This is a genomic window from Streptomyces roseifaciens (assembly GCF_001445655.1).
GTDB classification, from domain to species: Bacteria; Actinomycetota; Actinomycetes; order Streptomycetales; family Streptomycetaceae; genus Streptomyces; species Streptomyces aureoversilis.
Genome location: NZ_LNBE01000004.1, coordinates 3,192,420 through 3,210,415, shown reverse-complemented (window position 1 = coordinate 3,210,415; position 17,996 = coordinate 3,192,420). Strand labels below are relative to the sequence as shown.

12 protein-coding genes are annotated in these 17,996 nt (G+C 73.6%); 10 read left to right on the top strand and 2 right to left on the bottom strand.

Annotation, left to right across the window (positions count from 1 at the left end; all coding sequences use genetic code 11):
- Window positions 1-276: 276 nt before the first annotated feature.
- Both AS857_RS31550 and AS857_RS31545 read left to right on the top strand, forming a co-directional pair.
- Complete coding sequence (locus AS857_RS31550) at window positions 277-4,155, top strand: glycosyltransferase (RefSeq protein WP_058046565.1); 3,879 nt, start codon at window positions 277-279, stop codon at window positions 4,153-4,155.
- Entirely contained in the window at window positions 4,152-5,735 is a 1,584-nt protein-coding gene (locus AS857_RS31545; RefSeq protein ID WP_058046564.1) for a DUF5719 family protein, read from the top strand. Before AS857_RS31550 ends, AS857_RS31545 begins: the two co-directional genes overlap by 4 nt.
- 56 nt (window positions 5,736-5,791) lie before the next feature.
- On the opposite strand, the gene AS857_RS31540 is transcribed toward AS857_RS31545, so the two are convergent.
- Entirely contained in the window at window positions 5,792-6,208 is a 417-nt protein-coding gene (locus tag AS857_RS31540; RefSeq protein WP_058046563.1) for a metallopeptidase family protein, read from the bottom strand.
- A 365-nt stretch (window positions 6,209-6,573) separates the two neighbouring features.
- Between AS857_RS31540 and AS857_RS31535 the strand changes: the two genes are divergently transcribed.
- The 6 genes from AS857_RS31535 (at window position 6,574) to AS857_RS31510 (ending at window position 12,704) form a co-directional block, all read left to right on the top strand.
- Window positions 6,574-7,005, top strand: a complete 432-nt coding sequence (locus AS857_RS31535) for a DUF3499 domain-containing protein (protein ID WP_079110756.1) — start codon at window positions 6,574-6,576, stop codon at window positions 7,003-7,005.
- Window positions 7,006-7,113: 108 nt separating this feature from the next.
- Window positions 7,114-8,472, top strand: coding sequence for a phosphomannomutase/phosphoglucomutase (locus AS857_RS31530; RefSeq protein ID WP_058046561.1), 1,359 nt, complete (start codon window positions 7,114-7,116; stop codon window positions 8,470-8,472).
- A gap of 437 nt (window positions 8,473-8,909) precedes the next feature.
- Window positions 8,910-9,095: a Trm112 family protein gene (locus tag AS857_RS31525; RefSeq protein WP_058046560.1), complete on the top strand. Its 186-nt coding sequence runs from the start codon at window positions 8,910-8,912 to the stop codon at window positions 9,093-9,095.
- A 103-nt stretch (window positions 9,096-9,198) separates the two neighbouring features.
- Window positions 9,199-10,380 (top strand): SIS domain-containing protein, encoded by a 1,182-nt coding sequence (locus AS857_RS31520; RefSeq protein ID WP_058046559.1) that lies wholly within the window; start codon window positions 9,199-9,201, stop codon window positions 10,378-10,380.
- 42 nt (window positions 10,381-10,422) lie between these two features.
- On the top strand, window positions 10,423-11,634 hold the full coding sequence (manA, locus tag AS857_RS31515; RefSeq protein WP_058046558.1) for a mannose-6-phosphate isomerase, class I: 1,212 nt from the start codon (window positions 10,423-10,425) through the stop codon (window positions 11,632-11,634).
- Window positions 11,635-11,735: 101 nt separating this feature from the next.
- Complete coding sequence (locus AS857_RS31510) at window positions 11,736-12,704, top strand: cation diffusion facilitator family transporter (protein ID WP_058046557.1); 969 nt, start codon at window positions 11,736-11,738, stop codon at window positions 12,702-12,704.
- 366 nt (window positions 12,705-13,070) lie between these two features.
- Here the strand turns inward: AS857_RS31510 and AS857_RS31505 are convergent, their stop codons facing one another.
- Window positions 13,071-15,077, bottom strand: a complete 2,007-nt coding sequence (locus tag AS857_RS31505; RefSeq protein WP_058046556.1) for a fructose-specific PTS transporter subunit EIIC — start codon at window positions 15,075-15,077, stop codon at window positions 13,071-13,073.
- Between the two features lie 386 nt (window positions 15,078-15,463).
- Here AS857_RS31505 and ahcY point away from each other — a divergent pair, with 386 nt between their 5' ends.
- Both ahcY and AS857_RS31495 read left to right on the top strand, forming a co-directional pair.
- Entirely contained in the window at window positions 15,464-16,921 is a 1,458-nt protein-coding gene (gene ahcY / locus AS857_RS31500; RefSeq protein ID WP_058046555.1) for an adenosylhomocysteinase, read from the top strand.
- Between the two features lie 102 nt (window positions 16,922-17,023).
- On the top strand, window positions 17,024-17,641 hold the full coding sequence (locus AS857_RS31495; protein WP_058046554.1) for a hypothetical protein: 618 nt from the start codon (window positions 17,024-17,026) through the stop codon (window positions 17,639-17,641).
- The last annotated feature ends 355 nt before the right edge of the window (window positions 17,642-17,996 follow it).

The following is a 17,996-nucleotide window of genomic DNA, read 5'->3' as shown; positions in this document are numbered from 1 at the left end:
GGTTAGCGCCCCGTGGCGCCGATCGCCGGGTTCGGAGCCGGGCCCGGCCGGGGTTTCCGCCGGTACGGCCCTCCCCACCCGAAGACGTACGGGACGACCCACGGTCCGCCCAGCCGCGCCCGCGGCGCGAGGCGGACCGCTGTGTGCGCAGCCACTAGTGTGGGGCCGCGTCCGAGACGCACCGCCGCCCCGACGGGCGCACCCGCGGCCGGCGCAGTCCAGCACAGCACCCATCCGGGGCCCGCCCCGGACCCCGGCCGGAGGGCCCGTACCCCGATGTCCGTGCACAGCAATGCGGCGCACTCGAAGACGGCGGCCGCGTCCGCCGCCCCCAGCCGCCTGCCCGCGTTCGACCCGGCCGTCGCACCGGCCTTCCCGCGCCACGTCGTCACCGCCGTGATCGTCAGCCACGACGGCGCCCGCTGGCTCCCCGACGCCGTCGAGGGCCTCCTCGGCCAGGAGCGCCCCGTGCAGGCCGCCGTCGGCGCCGACACCGGCAGCGCCGACGACTCCGCCCAGCTGCTCGCCGACGCCCTCGGCCCCGACCGCGTCCTGCACCTCGCCCGCCGCGCCGGCTTCGGCACCGCCGTCGACGAGGCCCTGCGCGCCGCCCCCGCACCGGACCCCGAAGAACTGCCCTACCTCAAGCGCTCCAGCGGCTGGGACCCCGTCAGCCGCACCTGGCGCGAGGACGCCTACGACCAGCCCGGCGACGGCCGCCGCCACGGCGACGCCGACCTCGAACCCGTCCAGTGGCTGTGGCTCCTGCACGACGACTGCGCCCCCGAGCCCGGCGCCCTCCACGAGCTCCTGCGCGTCGCCGAGTCCGAGCCCGGGGCCGCCGTCATCGGCCCCAAGCTGCGCGGCTGGTACGACCGCCGCCAGCTGCTGGAGACCGGCGTCTCCATCGCCCGCAGCGGCCGCCGCTGGACCGGCCTCGACCGCCGCGAACAGGACCAGGGCCAGCACGACCAGGTGCGCACGGTGCTGTCGGTGTCCACCGCCGGCATGCTCGTGCGCCGGGACGTCTTCGAGGAGCTCGGCGGCTTCGACCCCAAGCTGCCCCTCATGCGCGACGACGTCGACCTGTGCTGGCGCGCCCACGCCGCCGGACACCGCGTCCTCGTCGCCCCCGACGCCGTCCTGCGGCACGCCGAGGCCGCCGCCCGCGAGCGCCGCCCGGTCGACTGCGCCGGCCGCCGCGCCGTCAACCCGCACCGCGTCGACAAGGCCGGCGCCGTCCACACGCTGCTCGCCAACACCCGCGGCCCGCTCCTGGCCTACGTCGTGCTGCGGCTCGTCCTCGGCAGCCTCCTGCACGCCATGGGCTACCTCCTGGGCAAGGCCCCCGCGCAGGCCTTCGACGAACTCGCCGGCCTCTTCGGCGTCCTCCTGCGCCCCGGCCGGATCCGCGCCGCGAGGGCGAAGCGCGGCGCACCCGCCGTCGCACCGGCCGACATGAGAGCCCTGTTCCCGCCACCGGGCGCGACCCTCCGGGCCGCCGCCGAACAGCTGGCGAGCAACTTCGGCGGCCGCTGGGACGACGCACCCTCCTCCGGCGGGCGCCACGGCGCCGTCGAGTCCGGGCCGACCGGGGAGGACGCCGACTTCCTGGAGATCGAGCAGTTCGCCCGCATCAAGCGCCTCGTCCGCAAGCCCGCACCGGTCCTCTTCGGCCTCCTGCTGATCGTCTCCGTCGTCGCCTGCCGCCAGCTCTTCGGCGGCGGCAGCCTGGCCGGCGGCGCCCTGCTGCCCGCGCCCGACGGAGCCTCCGCCCTGTGGGCGCAGTACACCGACGGCTGGCACCCGGTCGGCGTCGGCAGCACCGGCAGCGCGCCCTCCTACCTGGCGGTCCTCGCCACCCTCTCGACGCTCTTCCTCGGCTCCACCGGCTTCACCCTCACCCTGCTGCTGGTCTGCTCGGTGCCCCTGGCCGGCCTCACCGCCTACTTCGCCTCCCGGCCGCTGGTCTCCTCCCGCCCCCTGCGGGCCTGGGCCGCCGTCGCCTACGCCTTCCTGCCCGCGGCCACCGGCGCCCTCGCCGCCGGCCGGCTCGGCACCGCCGTCCTGGCGATCCTGCTGCCGCTCATGGCGCGCACCGCCGTCGCGGCCACCGGCCTGCGCGTCCCGGGCGCCCGCCCCACATGGCGCGCGTCCTGGGCGTACGCCCTCCTGCTCGCCGTCACCACCGCGTTCACCCCGGTGGTGTGGCCGCTCGCCGTCGTCCTGGGCCTGGGCGCCCTGGCGCTGCACGGCGCCCAGGGCGGGCGCGCACGGCTGGTGCTCCACGCCCCGCGCTTCCTGGCCGTCGTGCTCACCCCCGTCGCCGTACTGGCGCCCTGGTCCCTGGGCCTGTTCGCGCACCCCGGCCGCTTCCTGACCGAGGCCGGGCTCGACCCGGCCGTCGCCGGCGGGTCCTCCCCCCTGCACCTGCTCACCGCGGACCCCGGAGGCTCGAAGGCCGTCGGCGGACTGCTGCTGGCGGGCGTCGTCCTGGCCGCGCTCGCCGCCCTGCTGCGCGCCGACCGTCAGCTCGCCGTCCGCGGCGCCTGGGTGGCCGCCCTGGCGGCCCTCGCCGCCGCCGTGCTCTCCGCCCGCTCCGCCTGGGCCGGGCCGGCCACCCTCGTCTACGGCCTCGCGCTCATCGCCGCAGCTGCCGTCGGCGCGGAAGGCGCGCGGGCGCGCGTGGCCGCCAGCAGCTTCGGCTGGCGGCAGCCCGTGGCCGCCCTCATCGCCCTCGCCGCGGGCGCCGCCCCGCTCGTCGCAGCCGTGGGCTGGGCCGTGGGCGGCGCCGACGGCCCGCTGAAGCGGCGCGACCCCGCGCAGGTGCCGGCGTTCGTGGCGGAGGAGGCGGCCACCCGCGACCGGGCCCGCACCCTGGTCCTCGACGGCCGCGACGGCCGGGTCGCCTACGCGCTCGTCCGGGGCTCCGGCACCCGGCTCGGTGACGCCGAGGCCGCCGCGGCCGCCGGGGCGGACCCGAAGCTCGACTCCGTCGTCGCCGGTCTCGTCGCGGGCTCCGGAGCCGACCAGGCGGACCTCCTCGGCGGCTACGCCGTCGGCTACGTCCTCGTCCGCAACAGCGCCCCCGCGGCCATGGGCCGGGTCCTGGACACCACCCCCGGCCTGACCCGCCTCAGCCGCCAGGACGACGCCTCGCTGTGGCGGGTCGACCGGGAGGTCGCCCGCATCACCGTCGTCGCCGGAGAGGCGCAGGGAGGCGCACAGAGCGGCGGGCAGGGCGGCGGGCAGCGTCCCGCGCCCGTCCCGGTCGCCGCAGGGCCCGTGGAGGCCCGTGCCACGCTCCCCGCCGGTCCCGCGGGCCGGGTCTTGCGCGTCGCCGACAAGGCGGCCCCCGGCTGGCAGGCCACCCTCGACGGGCGCGCCCTCAAGAGCACCACCGTCGACGGCTGGGCCCAGGGCTTCGCCCTCCCCACGAGCGGCGGCAAGCTCGTCCTGACCTACAAGGCGCCCGCCGCGCACACCGCCTGGCTGTGGGCCCAGGGCCTCCTCGCGGCCGTCCTCGTGGTGCTCGCCCTGCCCGGGCGCAAGCGCCAGGTCGACGACGACCTCCCGGAGGCGGGGAGCGCACCTGCGGCCATGTCCGCGCCCGCCTCCGTGCCGGCCCAGGCCGCCGCCGGAGAGGGCCGCCGCGCGCGCAGGCTGCGGGCCGCGGCGGAGGCCGACCGGCTGGACGCGGCTCCCGTGCCGGAAGCCCCGCCCGCCGAGCCCGTCGCCGACTCCTACGCCGATCCGTACGCGGCTCCGTACGCCGACGTCTACGCCGATCCGTACGGACAACAGCAAGTGGCGGATCCGTACGCCGCGGTGCCGCAGGAACAGCCGCAGGCACAGCAGTACGGGCAGCAGCAGTACGGGCAGGGGGCGCAGGAGACGCCCTACGACCCGTACGGCGAACAGCACTACCAGGGAAGCTACGACGGCACGTACGACGCCTCCTACGGCGGCGCACAGCAGCAGGCCCCGTACCAGGACCAGGGTCATGGCCACTACCCGGCGGAGCCCTACGCGACCGGGCCGGCCGCACCGGCCGCGCCGACCGGGCAGTACGACCCGTACACCTACGGCGGGGCACACGACACGACGTACGGCGGCGGTGACCGGCACCACCGCGACGGGAGCGAGCAGCAGTGAAGCGCACCACCCTGTCCCTGTTCGCCGCCACCGCAGCCCTCGCGGCCCTGGGCGGCGCGGCCGTCCTCACCGCGCCGTCCGGCACGGAGAGCACCGAAGGCACCGGCAGCACGGCCCGTACGGCCGCGAAGGCGCCCGCCCGGCTGCCCGTCCAGCGCTCCATGACCCTCTGCCCGGCCCCGACTTCGTCGGACGTGGGGGAGACGGCCTACACCGCCTTCACCCCGGTCGGTGGCGGGGCGAAGGCCGCGAAGAAGGGCGCGGCCGAACTGCTGTCGGCAGAGGGCGCAAAGAAGGACGACAGCGCCAAGAAGGATGAAAAGGCCGCGAAGGATGCCAAGAGCGGCAAGGAAGGGAAGGACGGCAAGGGCCCCGCACCCGCGGGCACTTCGGTCCTGTCCCTGAAGGAGACCGGCAAGCCCGCCACCGCGACCACCGGCCGCTCCGACGCCCCCGCCCTCATCGGCAGCGCCGACGGGACGCTCGCCCCGGGCTGGACCGTGCAGCAGACCACCGTGGTCGCCGCGGGCAGCGGACGCGGGCTGCACGGGCTGACCTGCACGGCGCCGGACACCTCGTTCTGGTTCCCCGGCGCGAGCACCGTCAAGGGCCGCCAGGACTACGTCCACCTGACCAACCCCGACAGTACGGCGGCCGTCGTCGACCTGGAGCTCTACGGCAAGGACGGCCGGGTCAAGGCCGGTGCCGGGGAAGGCGTCACGGTCCCGCCGCGCTCCACCGTCCCGGTGCTCCTGTCCTCCCTCTCGGAGGCGCCCGAGGAGGACCTGACGGTGCATGTGGCGGCCCGCTCGGGCCGCGTCGGTGCGGGGCTGCAGTCGGCTGACGACAAGAAGGGCGGCGACTGGATCCCGGCGTCCGCCGAGCCGGCCGCCGACGCCGTCCTGCCGGGCATCCCGGGCGACGCGACGTCCGTGCGGCTCGTCGTCTTCGCCCCCGGCTCGGACGACGCCGACCTCAAGCTGCGCTTCGCCGGGCCGAACGGCGCGATCACCCCCGCCGGCCACGAGACGCTGCACGTCCGCAGCGGCATGACCGCGGCCGTCGACCTGGGCGACGTCGCCAAGGGCGAGGCGGGCTCGCTGCTGCTCACGGCGGACGGCAGGAGCGCACCGGTCGTCGCCGCGCTGCGCGTCACGCGCGGCAAGGACGACAAGCAGGAGACGGCGTTCGTCCCCGCCGTGGCGCAGCTCGGCGGGCGGGCCACGGTGGCGGACAACCGCCCCAAGGGCAGCACGCTCGCTCTGGCCGCGCCCGGCAAGGAGGCGGCGCAGGTGAAGGTCACCTCCTCTGCGGGCAGCGAGGGCGGCGAGCCGGCGGTGAAGACGTACACGGTGAAGCCGGGCACCACGCTGACCGTGGAGCCGCCGCAGCCGGCGGGCGTCAAGGGGTCGTTCGCGGTGACGGTGGAGAAGGTCTCGGGCGGGCCGGTGCACGCCTCGCGGATGCTGGCGCTGCCCAAGGACGGCGTGCCCATGTTCACGATCCAGCCGCTGCCGGACGACCGTTCGTCGGTGGCCGTTCCGGAGACGGGGCAGGACCTGTCGATGCTCAACCGCTGAGCCGGCGCCCGGTGCTCAACCGCTGACGGGCGGACCGGGGGGCGCCGGCGTCCCGGTCAGTCCTGGCCGTAGCGGGGGTCGACCGACTCCGGGGCGAGCCCGAGGAGTTCGGCGACCTGCTCGACGACGACCTCGTGCACCAGCAGGGCGCGCTCGTCGCGGTTCTTGGTGCGGATCTCCACCGGGCGGCGGTAGATCACGATCCGGTCGGGGGAGTCGCCGCGGGCGGCCACGTAGCGGCCGAGGGGGACGGATTCGCCGTCGAAGTCGAAGGCGTCCAGGCCGTCGGGGTCGCTCATGGCGCTCCCCGCGTCGCTCCTGGTGACCGGTACCTCGCGGACCACGAAGTCGACGGAGGCGAGCTGAGGCCAGCGGCGCTCCAGTCGCTCGGCGGAGTCGTGCACCATGTCGACGAACGCCTCGCCGCGGCTGACCGACAGCGGCACTTGGGGCGGTGCGATCGGCCCGCGCATGCCGCGTCCGTGTCGGTCGCGGCGGCGCGGGCGCGGCCCGGCGTGGCTCGGGGGACCCCCGGTGGTGGCAGGGGGAGGTACGCGGTTGTCCATCACTCTTGAGGGTATCCGTCGGCCGCCCTGTCGTACGCGGCTGTCGCGTATCCCGGGAATGTCGCCTGATGAACATTCCGGCCAGACCTGTGATCAATTATGGTCAGGTACCGGACCGTCCGGTCTGTTCGCGAGGGTCCGGAGCGGGGGCGCCGGTGACCGGTCCACGGCCTGGTGAGACCCTGTTCACAGCCCTCCGCGCAGGTCAGCGCGGTGGGGAGAAGCAGGCGTCCACGGGACGAACCAGGACGACACGGAGGGGTGAGCCGGGGGTGAGTCGTCGCGGCCCGCTCAAGAGTGCGGTACCGTCCAACGTCGTGAGCCCTGTACGTCGCTGTTCGCGCACCGCGTGCGGCCGCCCGGCCGTCGCGACGCTGACGTACGTCTATGCCGATTCGACAGCCGTCCTCGGACCGCTCGCCACCTACGCCGAACCCCACTGCTACGACCTGTGCGCCGAGCACTCCGAGCGGCTGACCGCTCCGCGCGGCTGGGACGTCGTGCGCCTCGCCCTGGACAGCGGCCCCGCCCGCCCCAGCGGCGACGACCTCGAAGCACTCGCCAACGCCGTGCGCGAAGCGGCCCGCCCGCAGGAGCGCGCCGTCCAGCCGGGCCCGCCGCCCAGCACCGCCGGCCGCGACGCCGATCCCATGGAGGTCGCCCGCCGGGGCCACCTCAGGGTCCTCCGCTCGCCCGACAACTGACGGCGTCACGGCCTGCCCCTCGACCGGGGCTCGAGCAGCCCGCGTCCGGATCGCCGGTCCGTCCCGGTAGGTTTGTCCCCCCGTACCGGACCCAGGAAGGCGTTGGCTGTGGCTGATCTGTCGCAGATCGTGAAGGCATACGACGTACGCGGTGTGGTCCCGGATCAGTGGGACGAAGCACTGGCGGAGCTCTTCGGCGCCGCCTTCGCCCAAGTGACGGGCGCGGCCGCGATCGTCGTCGGGCACGACATGCGGCCCTCGTCGCCCGGCCTCTCGCGGGCCTTCGCCCGCGGCGCCGCCGCCCGCGGCGTGGACGTGACCGAGATCGGCCTGTGCTCCACCGACCAGCTGTACTTCGCGAGCGGCCACCTCGGCCTGCCGGGCGCGATGTTCACGGCCAGTCACAACCCCGCGCAGTACAACGGCATCAAGATGTGCCGGGCCGGCGCGGCCCCCGTCGGGCAGGACACCGGCCTCGGCGAGATCCGCTCCCTGGTCGAGGGCTGGCTCGAGAACGGCGCCCCCGAGCCCGCGCCGACTACCGGCACCCTCACCCGGCAGGACGTCCTCGCGGACTACGCGGCCCACCTGCGCTCCCTGGTCGACCTCAGCGGCATCCGCGAGCTGAAGGTCGTCGTCGACGCCGGCAACGGCATGGGCGGGCACACCGTGCCCACCGTCTTCGAGGGCCTGCCCCTCGAGCTCGACGCGATGTACTTCGAGCTCGACGGCACCTTCCCCAACCACGAGGCCAACCCCCTCGACCCGAAGAACATCGTCGACCTGCAGCAGCGCGTGCGCGAGGTCGGCGCAGACATCGGCCTGGCCTTCGACGGCGACGCCGACCGCTGCTTCGTCGTCGACGGCAACGGCGACCCCGTCTCCCCCTCCGCGATCACCGCCCTGGTCGCGGCGCGCGAGCTCGCCAAGCACCCCGGCGGCACCGTCATCCACAACCTGATCACCTCGTGGTCGGTGCCCGAGGTCGTCAAGGAGTGCGGCGGCAAGCCCGCGCGCACCCGCGTGGGGCACTCCTTCATCAAGGAGGAGATGGCCCGCACCGGCGCCATCTTCGGCGGCGAGCACTCCGCGCACTACTACTTCCGCGACTTCTGGAACGCCGACACGGGCATGCTCGCCGCCATGCACGTCCTCGCCGCCCTCGGCGGCCAGAGCGGCCCGCTGTCCGAGCTCGTCGCCGAGTACGACCGCTACGCCGGCTCCGGCGAGATCAACAGCACCGTCGCCGACCAGGCCGGGCGCACGGCGGCCGTCCGGGCCACGTACGAGAACGTGCCGGGCGTGGAGTTCGACGAGCTCGACGGCCTCACCGTGGCGGCCTCCGACTGGTGGTTCAACCTCCGCGCCTCCAACACGGAGCCCCTCCTCCGCCTGAACGTCGAGGCCCGCGACGCGGAGACGGTCTCCCGCATCCGGGACGAGGTCCTGGCGATCGTCCGGGCGTAGGACGCACACCGGGCACCGGCACGGCGGACGCGGTCCCCGTGCCGAACCGGCCCGGCGTCCGCCGCGTCGGCGTTCAGCTGCGGCCGAAGGCCGGGCCCAGCCCCCTGAATCCGCCGCGATGGCGAACAGCCCGACTCGACCGATCCGGTGCCGTACCCGCCTCGATGGGTCCGGCACCGCCGGGCTGCACGGCTGCGGCGGATCGCCGTTGCGGCGGGAGGAAGCCGCCGGGGCCCGGCACGCCGGACGAGGTCTCAGCCCCTGAATCCGCCGCGACGGCGAGCACGCGAACCCGACCGTCCCGGCGGTGCCGCACCGGCCGCACCGGCGAACCCGCCACGGCAGAGCGCCATGGCGAACCCGCATGCCGCGCTTCTCCCGGCGGGGCGCGAAGGTACCCTGGCCGGACAGAGACGTACATCCGAAGGGAACCCCTCATGCCGCTCGAAGCCGGTCTCCTGGAGATCCTCGCCTGCCCGGCGTGCCACGCGCCCCTCCGCGACGAGTCCGCCTCCGAGGAGTCCCCCGAGCTGGTGTGCGAGGGCACGGGCTGCGGCCTGGCCTACCCCGTCCGGGACGACATCCCCGTCCTGCTCGTGGACGAGGCCCGGCGCCCGGCCTGACGCCGGAGCGCCCCCGCCCGACCCCGCCCGGCGGCCCACCGCACCGTAGGCCCGGCCGGGCACCCGCACGGCGTACACGACGGCGACCGGAGGCTGATCCACGGTGTTCGACGAGTCACTCCTCGATGATCCCGACGCCCTGTCCCGCGCCGACATCCACGGCCTCCTGCGCGGCGCCGCAGAATCCGGCGCCCGGGTCCGTACGGCCGCCCGCAACGCCGCGGAAGCCGGCGTCACGGACCTCCGCCCCGACGGCCGCCCCCGCGCCGTCCTGATCGCAGGGCCGGGCCCCGCGGCCGGCTGCACCGCCGACCTGCTCACCGCCCTCGCCGAGGGCAGCGCCCCCGTCACCCTGATCCGCCCCACCGGCGTCGCCCCCGCGCCCGGCGCCCTGCGCTGGACCCTCCCCGGCTGGACCGGCCCGCTCGACCTGCTGCTCGTCGCCAGCCCGGACGGCACGGAGCCGGGCCTCGCCATCCTCCTCGAACAGGCCTACCGCCGCGGCTGCTCCGTCGTCTGCGTCAGCCCGGCCGGTTCCCCCCTCGCCGACGCCACCACACAGGCCCGCGGCCTCGCGATCCCGCTGACCACCTCGCCGGACGAGGCCCGTGCAGGCGGCGAACCGGGCGCTCTCCCCGGCGAGGAGGCCCCGGCAGGCGAGCGCCCCGCGCTGCCCCCGGGCCCCGGCCTCATGTGGTCCCTGCTCACCCCCCTGCTCGTGCTCGCCGACCGCATAGGGCTGCTCACCGGCGGCCCTTCCGACGTCGAGGCGCTCGCCGACCGCCTGGACCAGGTCGCCGAGCGCTGCGGCCCGGCCATCGCCACCTACAGCAACCCCGCCAAGACCCTGGCGGCCGAGCTGGCCGACACCCTCCCCCTCATCTGGACGGAGGGCGAGCTCGCCGGCGCGGCGGGCCGGCACTTCGCGACGGTCCTCGCCGCCCTCGCCGGGCGACCGGCCCTCGCCGCCGAGCTGCCCGAGGCCCTGACCGCCCACGGCACCCTCCTCGCGGGGGCCTTCGCCGCCGGTGCGGATCCCGAGGACTTCTTCCGCGACCGCGTCGAGGAGCCCGAGGCCCTGCACGCCCGCGTCGTCCTGCTCCGCGAACGGGAGCCCGACGTCACCTCGCCCGCCCCCGCCGCCCGCGAACTCGCCCTGCAGCGCGAGACGCCCGTCAGCGAGCTGGAGCCCACCGACGCCGACAGTCCCCTGCAGACCGCCGCTGAACTGCTGGCCATCACGGATTTCGCCGCCGTCTACCTGGCCCTCGCCTCGACCCCGTAGACCCGTAGAAACGCCGTACGCACACAGTCAGGAATCGCCCGCATGGACCGCCTCGTCAACACCGTGCGCCCCTACGCCTGGGGCTCCACCACCGCGATCCCCGCGCTGCTGGGCACCGCCCCCACCGGCGAGCCGCAGGCCGAGCTGTGGATGGGCGCCCACCCCGGCGCCCCGTCCCGCGTCGACCGGAGCGGCAGCGGAGAGGGCCTGCGCCCGCTGTCCGACGTCATCGCCGCCGACCCCGAGGGCGAGCTCGGCGCGCGGGCCGTCCGCCGCTTCGGGCCCCGCCTGCCGTTCCTGTTCAAGGTCCTCGCCGCCGGCTCCCCGCTCTCCCTCCAGGTTCACCCCGACCTCGCCCGGGCGGCGGCCGGTCACGCCGCGGAGGAGGCCCGGGGCGTCCCCCTCGACGCCCCCCACCGCAACTACAAGGACACCGACCACAAGCCCGAACTCCTCTGCGCCCTCACCCCCTTCGAGGGGCTGTGCGGCTTCCGCGCGCCCGGCGAGACGGCCGCCCTCCTCGCCGCACTCGACGTCGACTCCCTCAAGCCGTACGCCGACCTCCTGCACGCCCAGCCCGAGGCGGACGCCCTGCGCGAGGTGCTCACCGCCGTCCTCACCGCGGACCACGGCGAGATGGCCCGCACCGTCACCGAGGCGGCCGCCGCGGCCGAGCGGCTCTCCGCGCAGGAAGGGCCGTACCGGGACGCCTGCACCGCCTACGTCTCCCTCGCCCGGCACTACCCCGGCGACCCCGGAGTCATCGCCGCCATGCTCCTCAACCACGTGCGCCTCCAGCCCGGCGAAGCCCTCTACCTGGGCGCCGGCGTCCCGCACGCCTACCTCGACGGCCTCGGCGTCGAAATCATGGCCAACTCGGACAACGTGCTGCGCTGCGGGCTGACGCCCAAGCACGTCGACGTCCCCGAACTGCTGCGCGTCGTCCGCTTCGAGAGCACCGCCGCCGCCGTCCTGCGCCCCGAGGCCGACGCCGGCGGCGAGGAGGTCTACGGCACCCCCGTCGAGGAGTTCCGCCTCTCCCGCTTCGACCTCGCCCCCGGCTCCACGACCACGCTGCCCTCCGGAACGCCCCAGATCCTCCTGTGCACCTCGGGCAGCGCCGTCCTGCGCACGGCGGACGACGGGCAGGAGCTGCGGCTCGGCCAGGGCGAATCCGCGTTCGTACGGGCGGCCGAGACCGTGGTGCTCGCCGGTGACGACGCCAGGGTCTTCCGCGCCACGGTCGCGGTCTGACGCCCCTTCCGCCCGGCGGCTGCAACAATGGCCCGCCGTAAAGGAACCGCAAAGCCCGGCGGTCCAGGGGTGGATCAGGGCGGAAGGGATAGCCCGCACATATGAGTGCATCAGGCGGAACCAAGGCCATCGTCGCCGCGCTCGGCGCCAACCTGGCCATCGCCGTGGCGAAGTTCGTCGCGTTCGCGTTCAGCGGCTCGTCGTCGATGCTCGCCGAAGGAGTGCACTCGGTCGCCGACTCCGGCAACCAGGCACTGCTCCTCCTCGGCGGCAAGAAGGCCAAGCGCGCGGCCAGCGAGGAGCACCCCTTCGGCTACGGCCGCGAGCGCTACATCTACGGATTCCTCGTCTCGATCGTCCTGTTCACCATCGGTGGCGTCTTCGCGCTCTACGAGGGCTACGAGAAGATCAAGGAACCGCACGAGATCGAGCACTGGTACTGGCCGGTCGGCGTCCTCGTCTTCGCGATCATCGCGGAGAGCTTCTCCTTCCGCACGGCGATCAAGGAGTCCAACGAGCTGCGCGGCGAGCAGTCCTGGGGCCAGTTCATCCGCACCGCCAAGGCCCCCGAGCTGCCCGTCGTCCTCCTCGAGGACTTCGGCGCCCTCGTCGGCCTCGTCCTCGCCCTCGGCGGCGTCTGCATCTCCATCGTCACCGGCGACGGCGTCTGGGACGGCATCGGCACCCTGTGCATCGGCGCCCTGCTGGTGCTGATCGCCATCGTCCTCGCCTCGGAGACGAAGTCCCTGCTGCTCGGCGAGGCCGCCGGACCGGAGCAGCTCGCGAAGATCCGCGCCGCGGCCGTCGACGGCGAGACCGTCACCCGCGTCATCCACATGCGCACCCTCCACCTGGGCCCCGAGGAGCTCCTCGTCGCGGCCAAGATCGCGGTGCCGCACGAGGACACCGCCGTGGAGATCGCCCGTGCGATCGACGCTGCGGAGGCGAGGATCCGCGAGGCGGTCCCGATCGCCCGGGTCATCTACCTGGAGCCGGACGTCTACCGCGAGGAAGCGGCAGCGGCCGGCGCCGACCCGGCAGCGACCCCGGGCGGCCCGCCCCGCCACTGAGGAAGAACGACGCGGAGGCCGTGCCCGGGCCGCTGTGATGCCCTTGCGGGTTCACGGCGCCTCAGGGCGCGGCCTCCGTGCCGGACGCGACGCCCGCGCCCCGGGCGGCCGCCACGGGGCTGCAGCTCCGGCAACCGCCTTCCGCCGCCGCGGCGCTCAGCCGAAAGCATCAGCCGAAAGCAACCGTCCCGGCGGTGCCGAGCCCGTCCCGGTTCCCGGTGCGAACCCCGTCCGGACGGCCGTCACGGGTGCTGCCGCCCAGCAGCGACTCCCGCCGCCGCGGCGCTCAGCCACAACCGCTCAGCCGCAACCGGCCGTCCACAACCGGCCGTCCCCAGGCGCGGCGCACCTGGGGACCCCGTACCGCTACTGGACCTCGCGCAGGATGCCCGCCAGGGCCCCCGCATCCGCCTCCGCCGAGAGCAACCGCTCCCGGAAGCCCGGATCCATCAGTTTCCGCGACAGCATCGCCAGGATCCGCAGATGCTCGTCGCCCGCGGCGGCGCTCGGTACGGCGATCATGAAGATCAGCCGGGCCTTCGTCCCGTCCAGCGCCCCCCACTCGATGCCCTCCGAGCGCGCGAACCCGACCACCGGGGCCGACACCGCATCCGTCTTCGCATGCGGGATCGCGATCTCCTCCCCGAGCCCCGTCGTCCCCATCTCCTCCCGCGCGAGCGCCGCCGCGACCAGACCGTCGACGTCGTCCACGTGCCCGCTCGCGGCCAGCAGCCCGGCCATCTCCCGGATCGCCGCCTCCTTCCCGTGGGCCGCGAGCCGCGGCCGCACGGTCCGTACGGTGAGGTGGCCGGAGAGCGCGGAACCGTCGGGCCCGCCCGCCGGCAGCCCGGCCCCGGCAGGCGCCTCCACGGCGGGAGCAGGGGCAGCAGGGGGAGTCGCTCCCCGGGTGGGAGCCGGCCGCGCACCGACGGTCATCAGCGTGACCGTCATCAGCGCCGTCACCACCGTGCCGACGGCGATCGCGACGAAGAACATCGGCACCCCGTCCACCGCCCCGAGCACCGCCACGATCGGCCCCCCGTGCGGCACGTTGTCCGCCACCGCCGCGAGCCCCGCGATCGCACCCGCCACCGCACCGCCGCACATGTTCGCCGGAATGACCCGCGCGGGCCGGGCCGCGGCGAAGGGGATCGCCCCTTCGGTGATGCCGAAGAACCCCATGAACAGCGCCGCCGCCCCGGTCTCCTGCTCCTGCTTGCTGAACAGCCCCCGCCGCAGCAGCGTCGCGAGCCCCTGCCCGAGCGGCGGCACCGGAATGGCCGCGGCACACATGCCCATGATCTCGGGGTTCTTCGAGACCAGCCCCGCACCGAAGAGGAACGCCGTCTTGTTGACGGGCCCGCCCATGTCGAAGGCGATCATCAGGCCGAGCACGACGCCGAGCAGCGCCGCACTCGTCCCGGTGAGCCCGCCGAGCCAGCTCGTGAGGTGCTCGAAGACCCACGCGATCGGCCGGCCGATGACGTAGACGAAGAACAGGCCGAGCGTCGTCGTGGCCACGATCGGGATCACGATGATCGGCATGATCGGCCGGACGAACTCCGGCACCCTGACCTTCTTGATCCACACCACCAGATAGCCGGCCAGGAACCCGGTGGCGATCGCCCCGATGAACCCCGCCCCCGCCTTGCTGTCGTACAGCTCCCCGTGGCTCGCGATCCAGCCCCCGACCATGCCCGGCACGAGAGCCGGCCGGTCCCCGACGGCATAGGCGATGTAGCCGGAGAGCACCGGGATCATCAGCGCGAAGCCGATGGCGCCGATGTCGTTGACCGTCTGCCAGAAGGAGCTGTCGAAGACGATCCCCTGAGGGGTGGTCCGCCCGCCCAGGGCGAGCGACACGGAGATCAGCAGACCGCCGACGACCACGAACGGGATCATGTACGAGACGCCGTTCATCAGCGCCTTGTAGACGGTGCCGCGCTCCCTCCCGCCACCACCCGCCCCCGCGAACGCCCCGTCCCCGGCCCCGGTCCCCGCCCCCGCGCCGTCCCCCCGGTGGACCGGCGCGCTCAGCACGTCCCGGATCAGCCGCTCCGGATGACGGATGCCCTCGGCAACCCCGACGGACAGCACCCGCTTCCCCGCGAAGCGGCTCAGGTCGACGTCCTTGTCGGCGGCGACGATGATGCCGTCGGCCTCCCTGATCTCGGCGTCGGAGAGGACGTTCTCGGCCCCGATCGACCCCTGCGTCTCCACCTTCATCCCGTAGCCGAGCTCCTGCGCGGCCTGGGCCAGCTTCTCCGCCGCCATGTACGTGTGCGCGATCCCGGTCGGACAGGCGGTCACGGCGAGCAGCCTGCGTCCCTCTGGCGCCGTGTCACGCTCGGGCGGATCGGCCGGACTGGTCACGTGGATCTCCTCACAACGGATCGCCCGCGGGGCGTGCCGCGCCCTCGCGCTCTTCGCATCCTGCAACACCTGACCTGCACAGGAAACGAGGCCGTTCCGGTGTCAGCGAGCGCGAGCTTTCCGGAATCTGACGTTCCGGCGGATAGGGCGCCAGTGGGGGTGGGGTTCGGCGGGCCCCCCGGTGTAGATTCGTGAACGAGCCAGACGTCGCTGCTGATGGCGGTCGGGCGGCCCGCGCGACGGACCGGCCGAGGGAGAGAGGGCCTCCGACGGACTGCGCTGCGGTCGGGGCACCGGTGTGTCCAGTGTGTCCAGCTGCTCAGGCAGCACGACCGCATGCACGGCCGTGTCCACCCTCGCTCGCCCTTCACAGAGGAGCAGCCCGTATGACCACCACTTCCCCCGGCCAGGACTTCAAGGTCGCGGATCTTTCGCTGGCGGCCTTCGGCCGTAAGGAGATCACGCTGGCCGAGCATGAGATGCCCGGTCTGATGGCGATCCGCAAGGAGTATGCGGAGGCGCAGCCGCTGGCGGGTGCGCGTATCACTGGTTCGCTGCACATGACGGTGCAGACGGCCGTTCTGATCGAGACCCTCGTGGCGCTGGGCGCGGAGGTGCGCTGGGCGTCCTGCAACATCTTCTCCACCCAGGACCACGCCGCCGCCGCCATCGCGGTCGGCCCGAACGGCACCCCGGAGAACCCGCAGGGCATTCCGGTGTTCGCCTGGAAGGGCGAGTCCCTGGAGGAGTACTGGTGGTGCACGGAGCAGGCGCTGACCTGGCCGAACACCGCCACCGGCGGCCCGAACATGATCCTGGACGACGGCGGTGACGCCACCCTCCTGGTCCACAAGGGCGTCGAGTTCGAGAAGGTGGGCAGCGCCCCGGACCCGTCGACGGCGGACAGCGAGGAGTTCGCCCAGATCCTCACCCTGCTGAACCGCACGCTGGGGGAGAACCCCCAGAAGTGGACCCAGCTGGCGTCGGAGATCCGTGGTGTCACGGAGGAGACGACGACGGGTGTGCATCGTCTGTACGAGATGCAGCGTGAGGGCACGTTGCTGTTCCCCGCGATCAATGTGAATGACGCGGTGACGAAGTCGAAGTTCGACAACAAGTACGGTTGCCGTCATTCGCTGATCGATGGGATCAACCGGGCCACGGATGTGCTGATCGGTGGCAAGGTCGCGGTGGTGTGTGGTTATGGCGATGTGGGCAAGGGGTGTGCGGAGTCGCTGCGCGGGCAGGGTGCGCGGGTGATCGTGACGGAGATCGACCCGATCAATGCGCTGCAGGCGGCGATGGACGGCTACCAGGTGACGACCCTGGAGGACGTCGTGGAGAGCGCGGACATCTTCGTGACCACGACGGGCAACAAGGACATCATCATGGCCTCGGACATGGCCCGGATGAAGCACCAGGCGATCGTGGGGAACATCGGTCACTTCGACAACGAGATCGACATGGCGGGTCTGGCGAAGATCCCGGGGATTGTGAAGGACGAGGTGAAGCCGCAGGTCCACACGTGGACGTTCGAGGACGGCAAGGTCCTGATCGTGCTGTCCGAGGGTCGTCTGCTGAACCTGGGGAACGCGACGGGTCACCCGTCGTTCGTGATGTCGAACTCTTTCGCGGACCAGACGCTGGCGCAGATCGAGCTGTTCACGAAGCCGGAGTCGTACCCGACGGATGTGTACGTCCTGCCGAAGCAGCTGGATGAGAAGGTGGCGCGGCTGCACCTGGATGCGCTGGGTGTGAAGCTGACCGAGCTCCGTCCGGAGCAGGCGGCCTACATTGGTGTCCCGGTCGAGGGTCCGTACAAGCCGGACCACTACCGCTACTGACACCGGCGCAGCACCAGCAGCGCCAGCAGCACCAAAAGCAATCGGTAGCAGGCCCCTGCCGGGAAGGCAGGGGCCTGTCCCTGTTCTGTCGAGGACCCCACCATGCCCCGCGGCCGCTACTCGCTCCACGACCCGCACGACCACACCCCCCTCGGTGAAGAGCACTTCCACTGCGCCACCGGCCCCTCCGGCTGGCGCTACGTCTCGCAGATCACCACCCCCGCCGGCGACCACGCCGGCTCCGTCGACCTCACCCTCGACGACCTGGGCCGACCGATCCGCGTGCAGCTCCACGCCGGAAGCTGGCAGGTGCGCGGCGCGGCGCTCGACGGAGTGACCTGGGTCCGCACCGACCCGACCGGGGAGCACGCCACGGAAGGCAACGTCGCAGAGGCCCGTGCCTTCACCGGCGCGTCTCCTGCCTTCTATGTCGCCCTGTCCCGGGCCCTGCGGCTGACCCCAGGCGCGGGCGCGACGCGCATCCGGCTCGTCGGTTTCACCTCTCCCGTCCTCGCCCCCCGGACCCTCGACCAGTCGTGGGCCCTGGTCGGCAGGACGGCACACGCCACCGACGAGGGCCCGCTCCAGGTGGAGGCGTACCAGGTCACCGACCTGGAGACGGGCGAGCAGCACACGGTGAACCTCGCCGGCGACGTCGTCCTGTCGGCACCGGGCGTCGAGCTGGAGGACCTGGAGAGTCCCCCGTCGTCCTTCGCCTGATGTGCAGAGGGGCTGGTCAGCCTGGTAGTGTCCTCTTCGCCCCACAAGACCTGTTGACACAGGGCGCGTGGGGAGGTAGATTCGAACGGTTGCCGGGGAACTGGACAGGTTCCCAGGGAACGGCTAGTGTCTACAGAGCTCTGGTGGTGAACGAGATTCACCCCGAGCACCTTGATCCCTTATCGGAAGCGAAAAGCCGATTAGCTTCGGCCGGAAAGCGTCTGATAAAGTCGGGATCACCGCCGGAAAGCGAAAGCTGAAAGGCGAAACCCCGCTCCAACAGGGGGCCGGAAACGGAATTCGGACCGGAAATGGACCGGAAAACGGATCTGGTAAGGTTGGAAACAACGAAGGG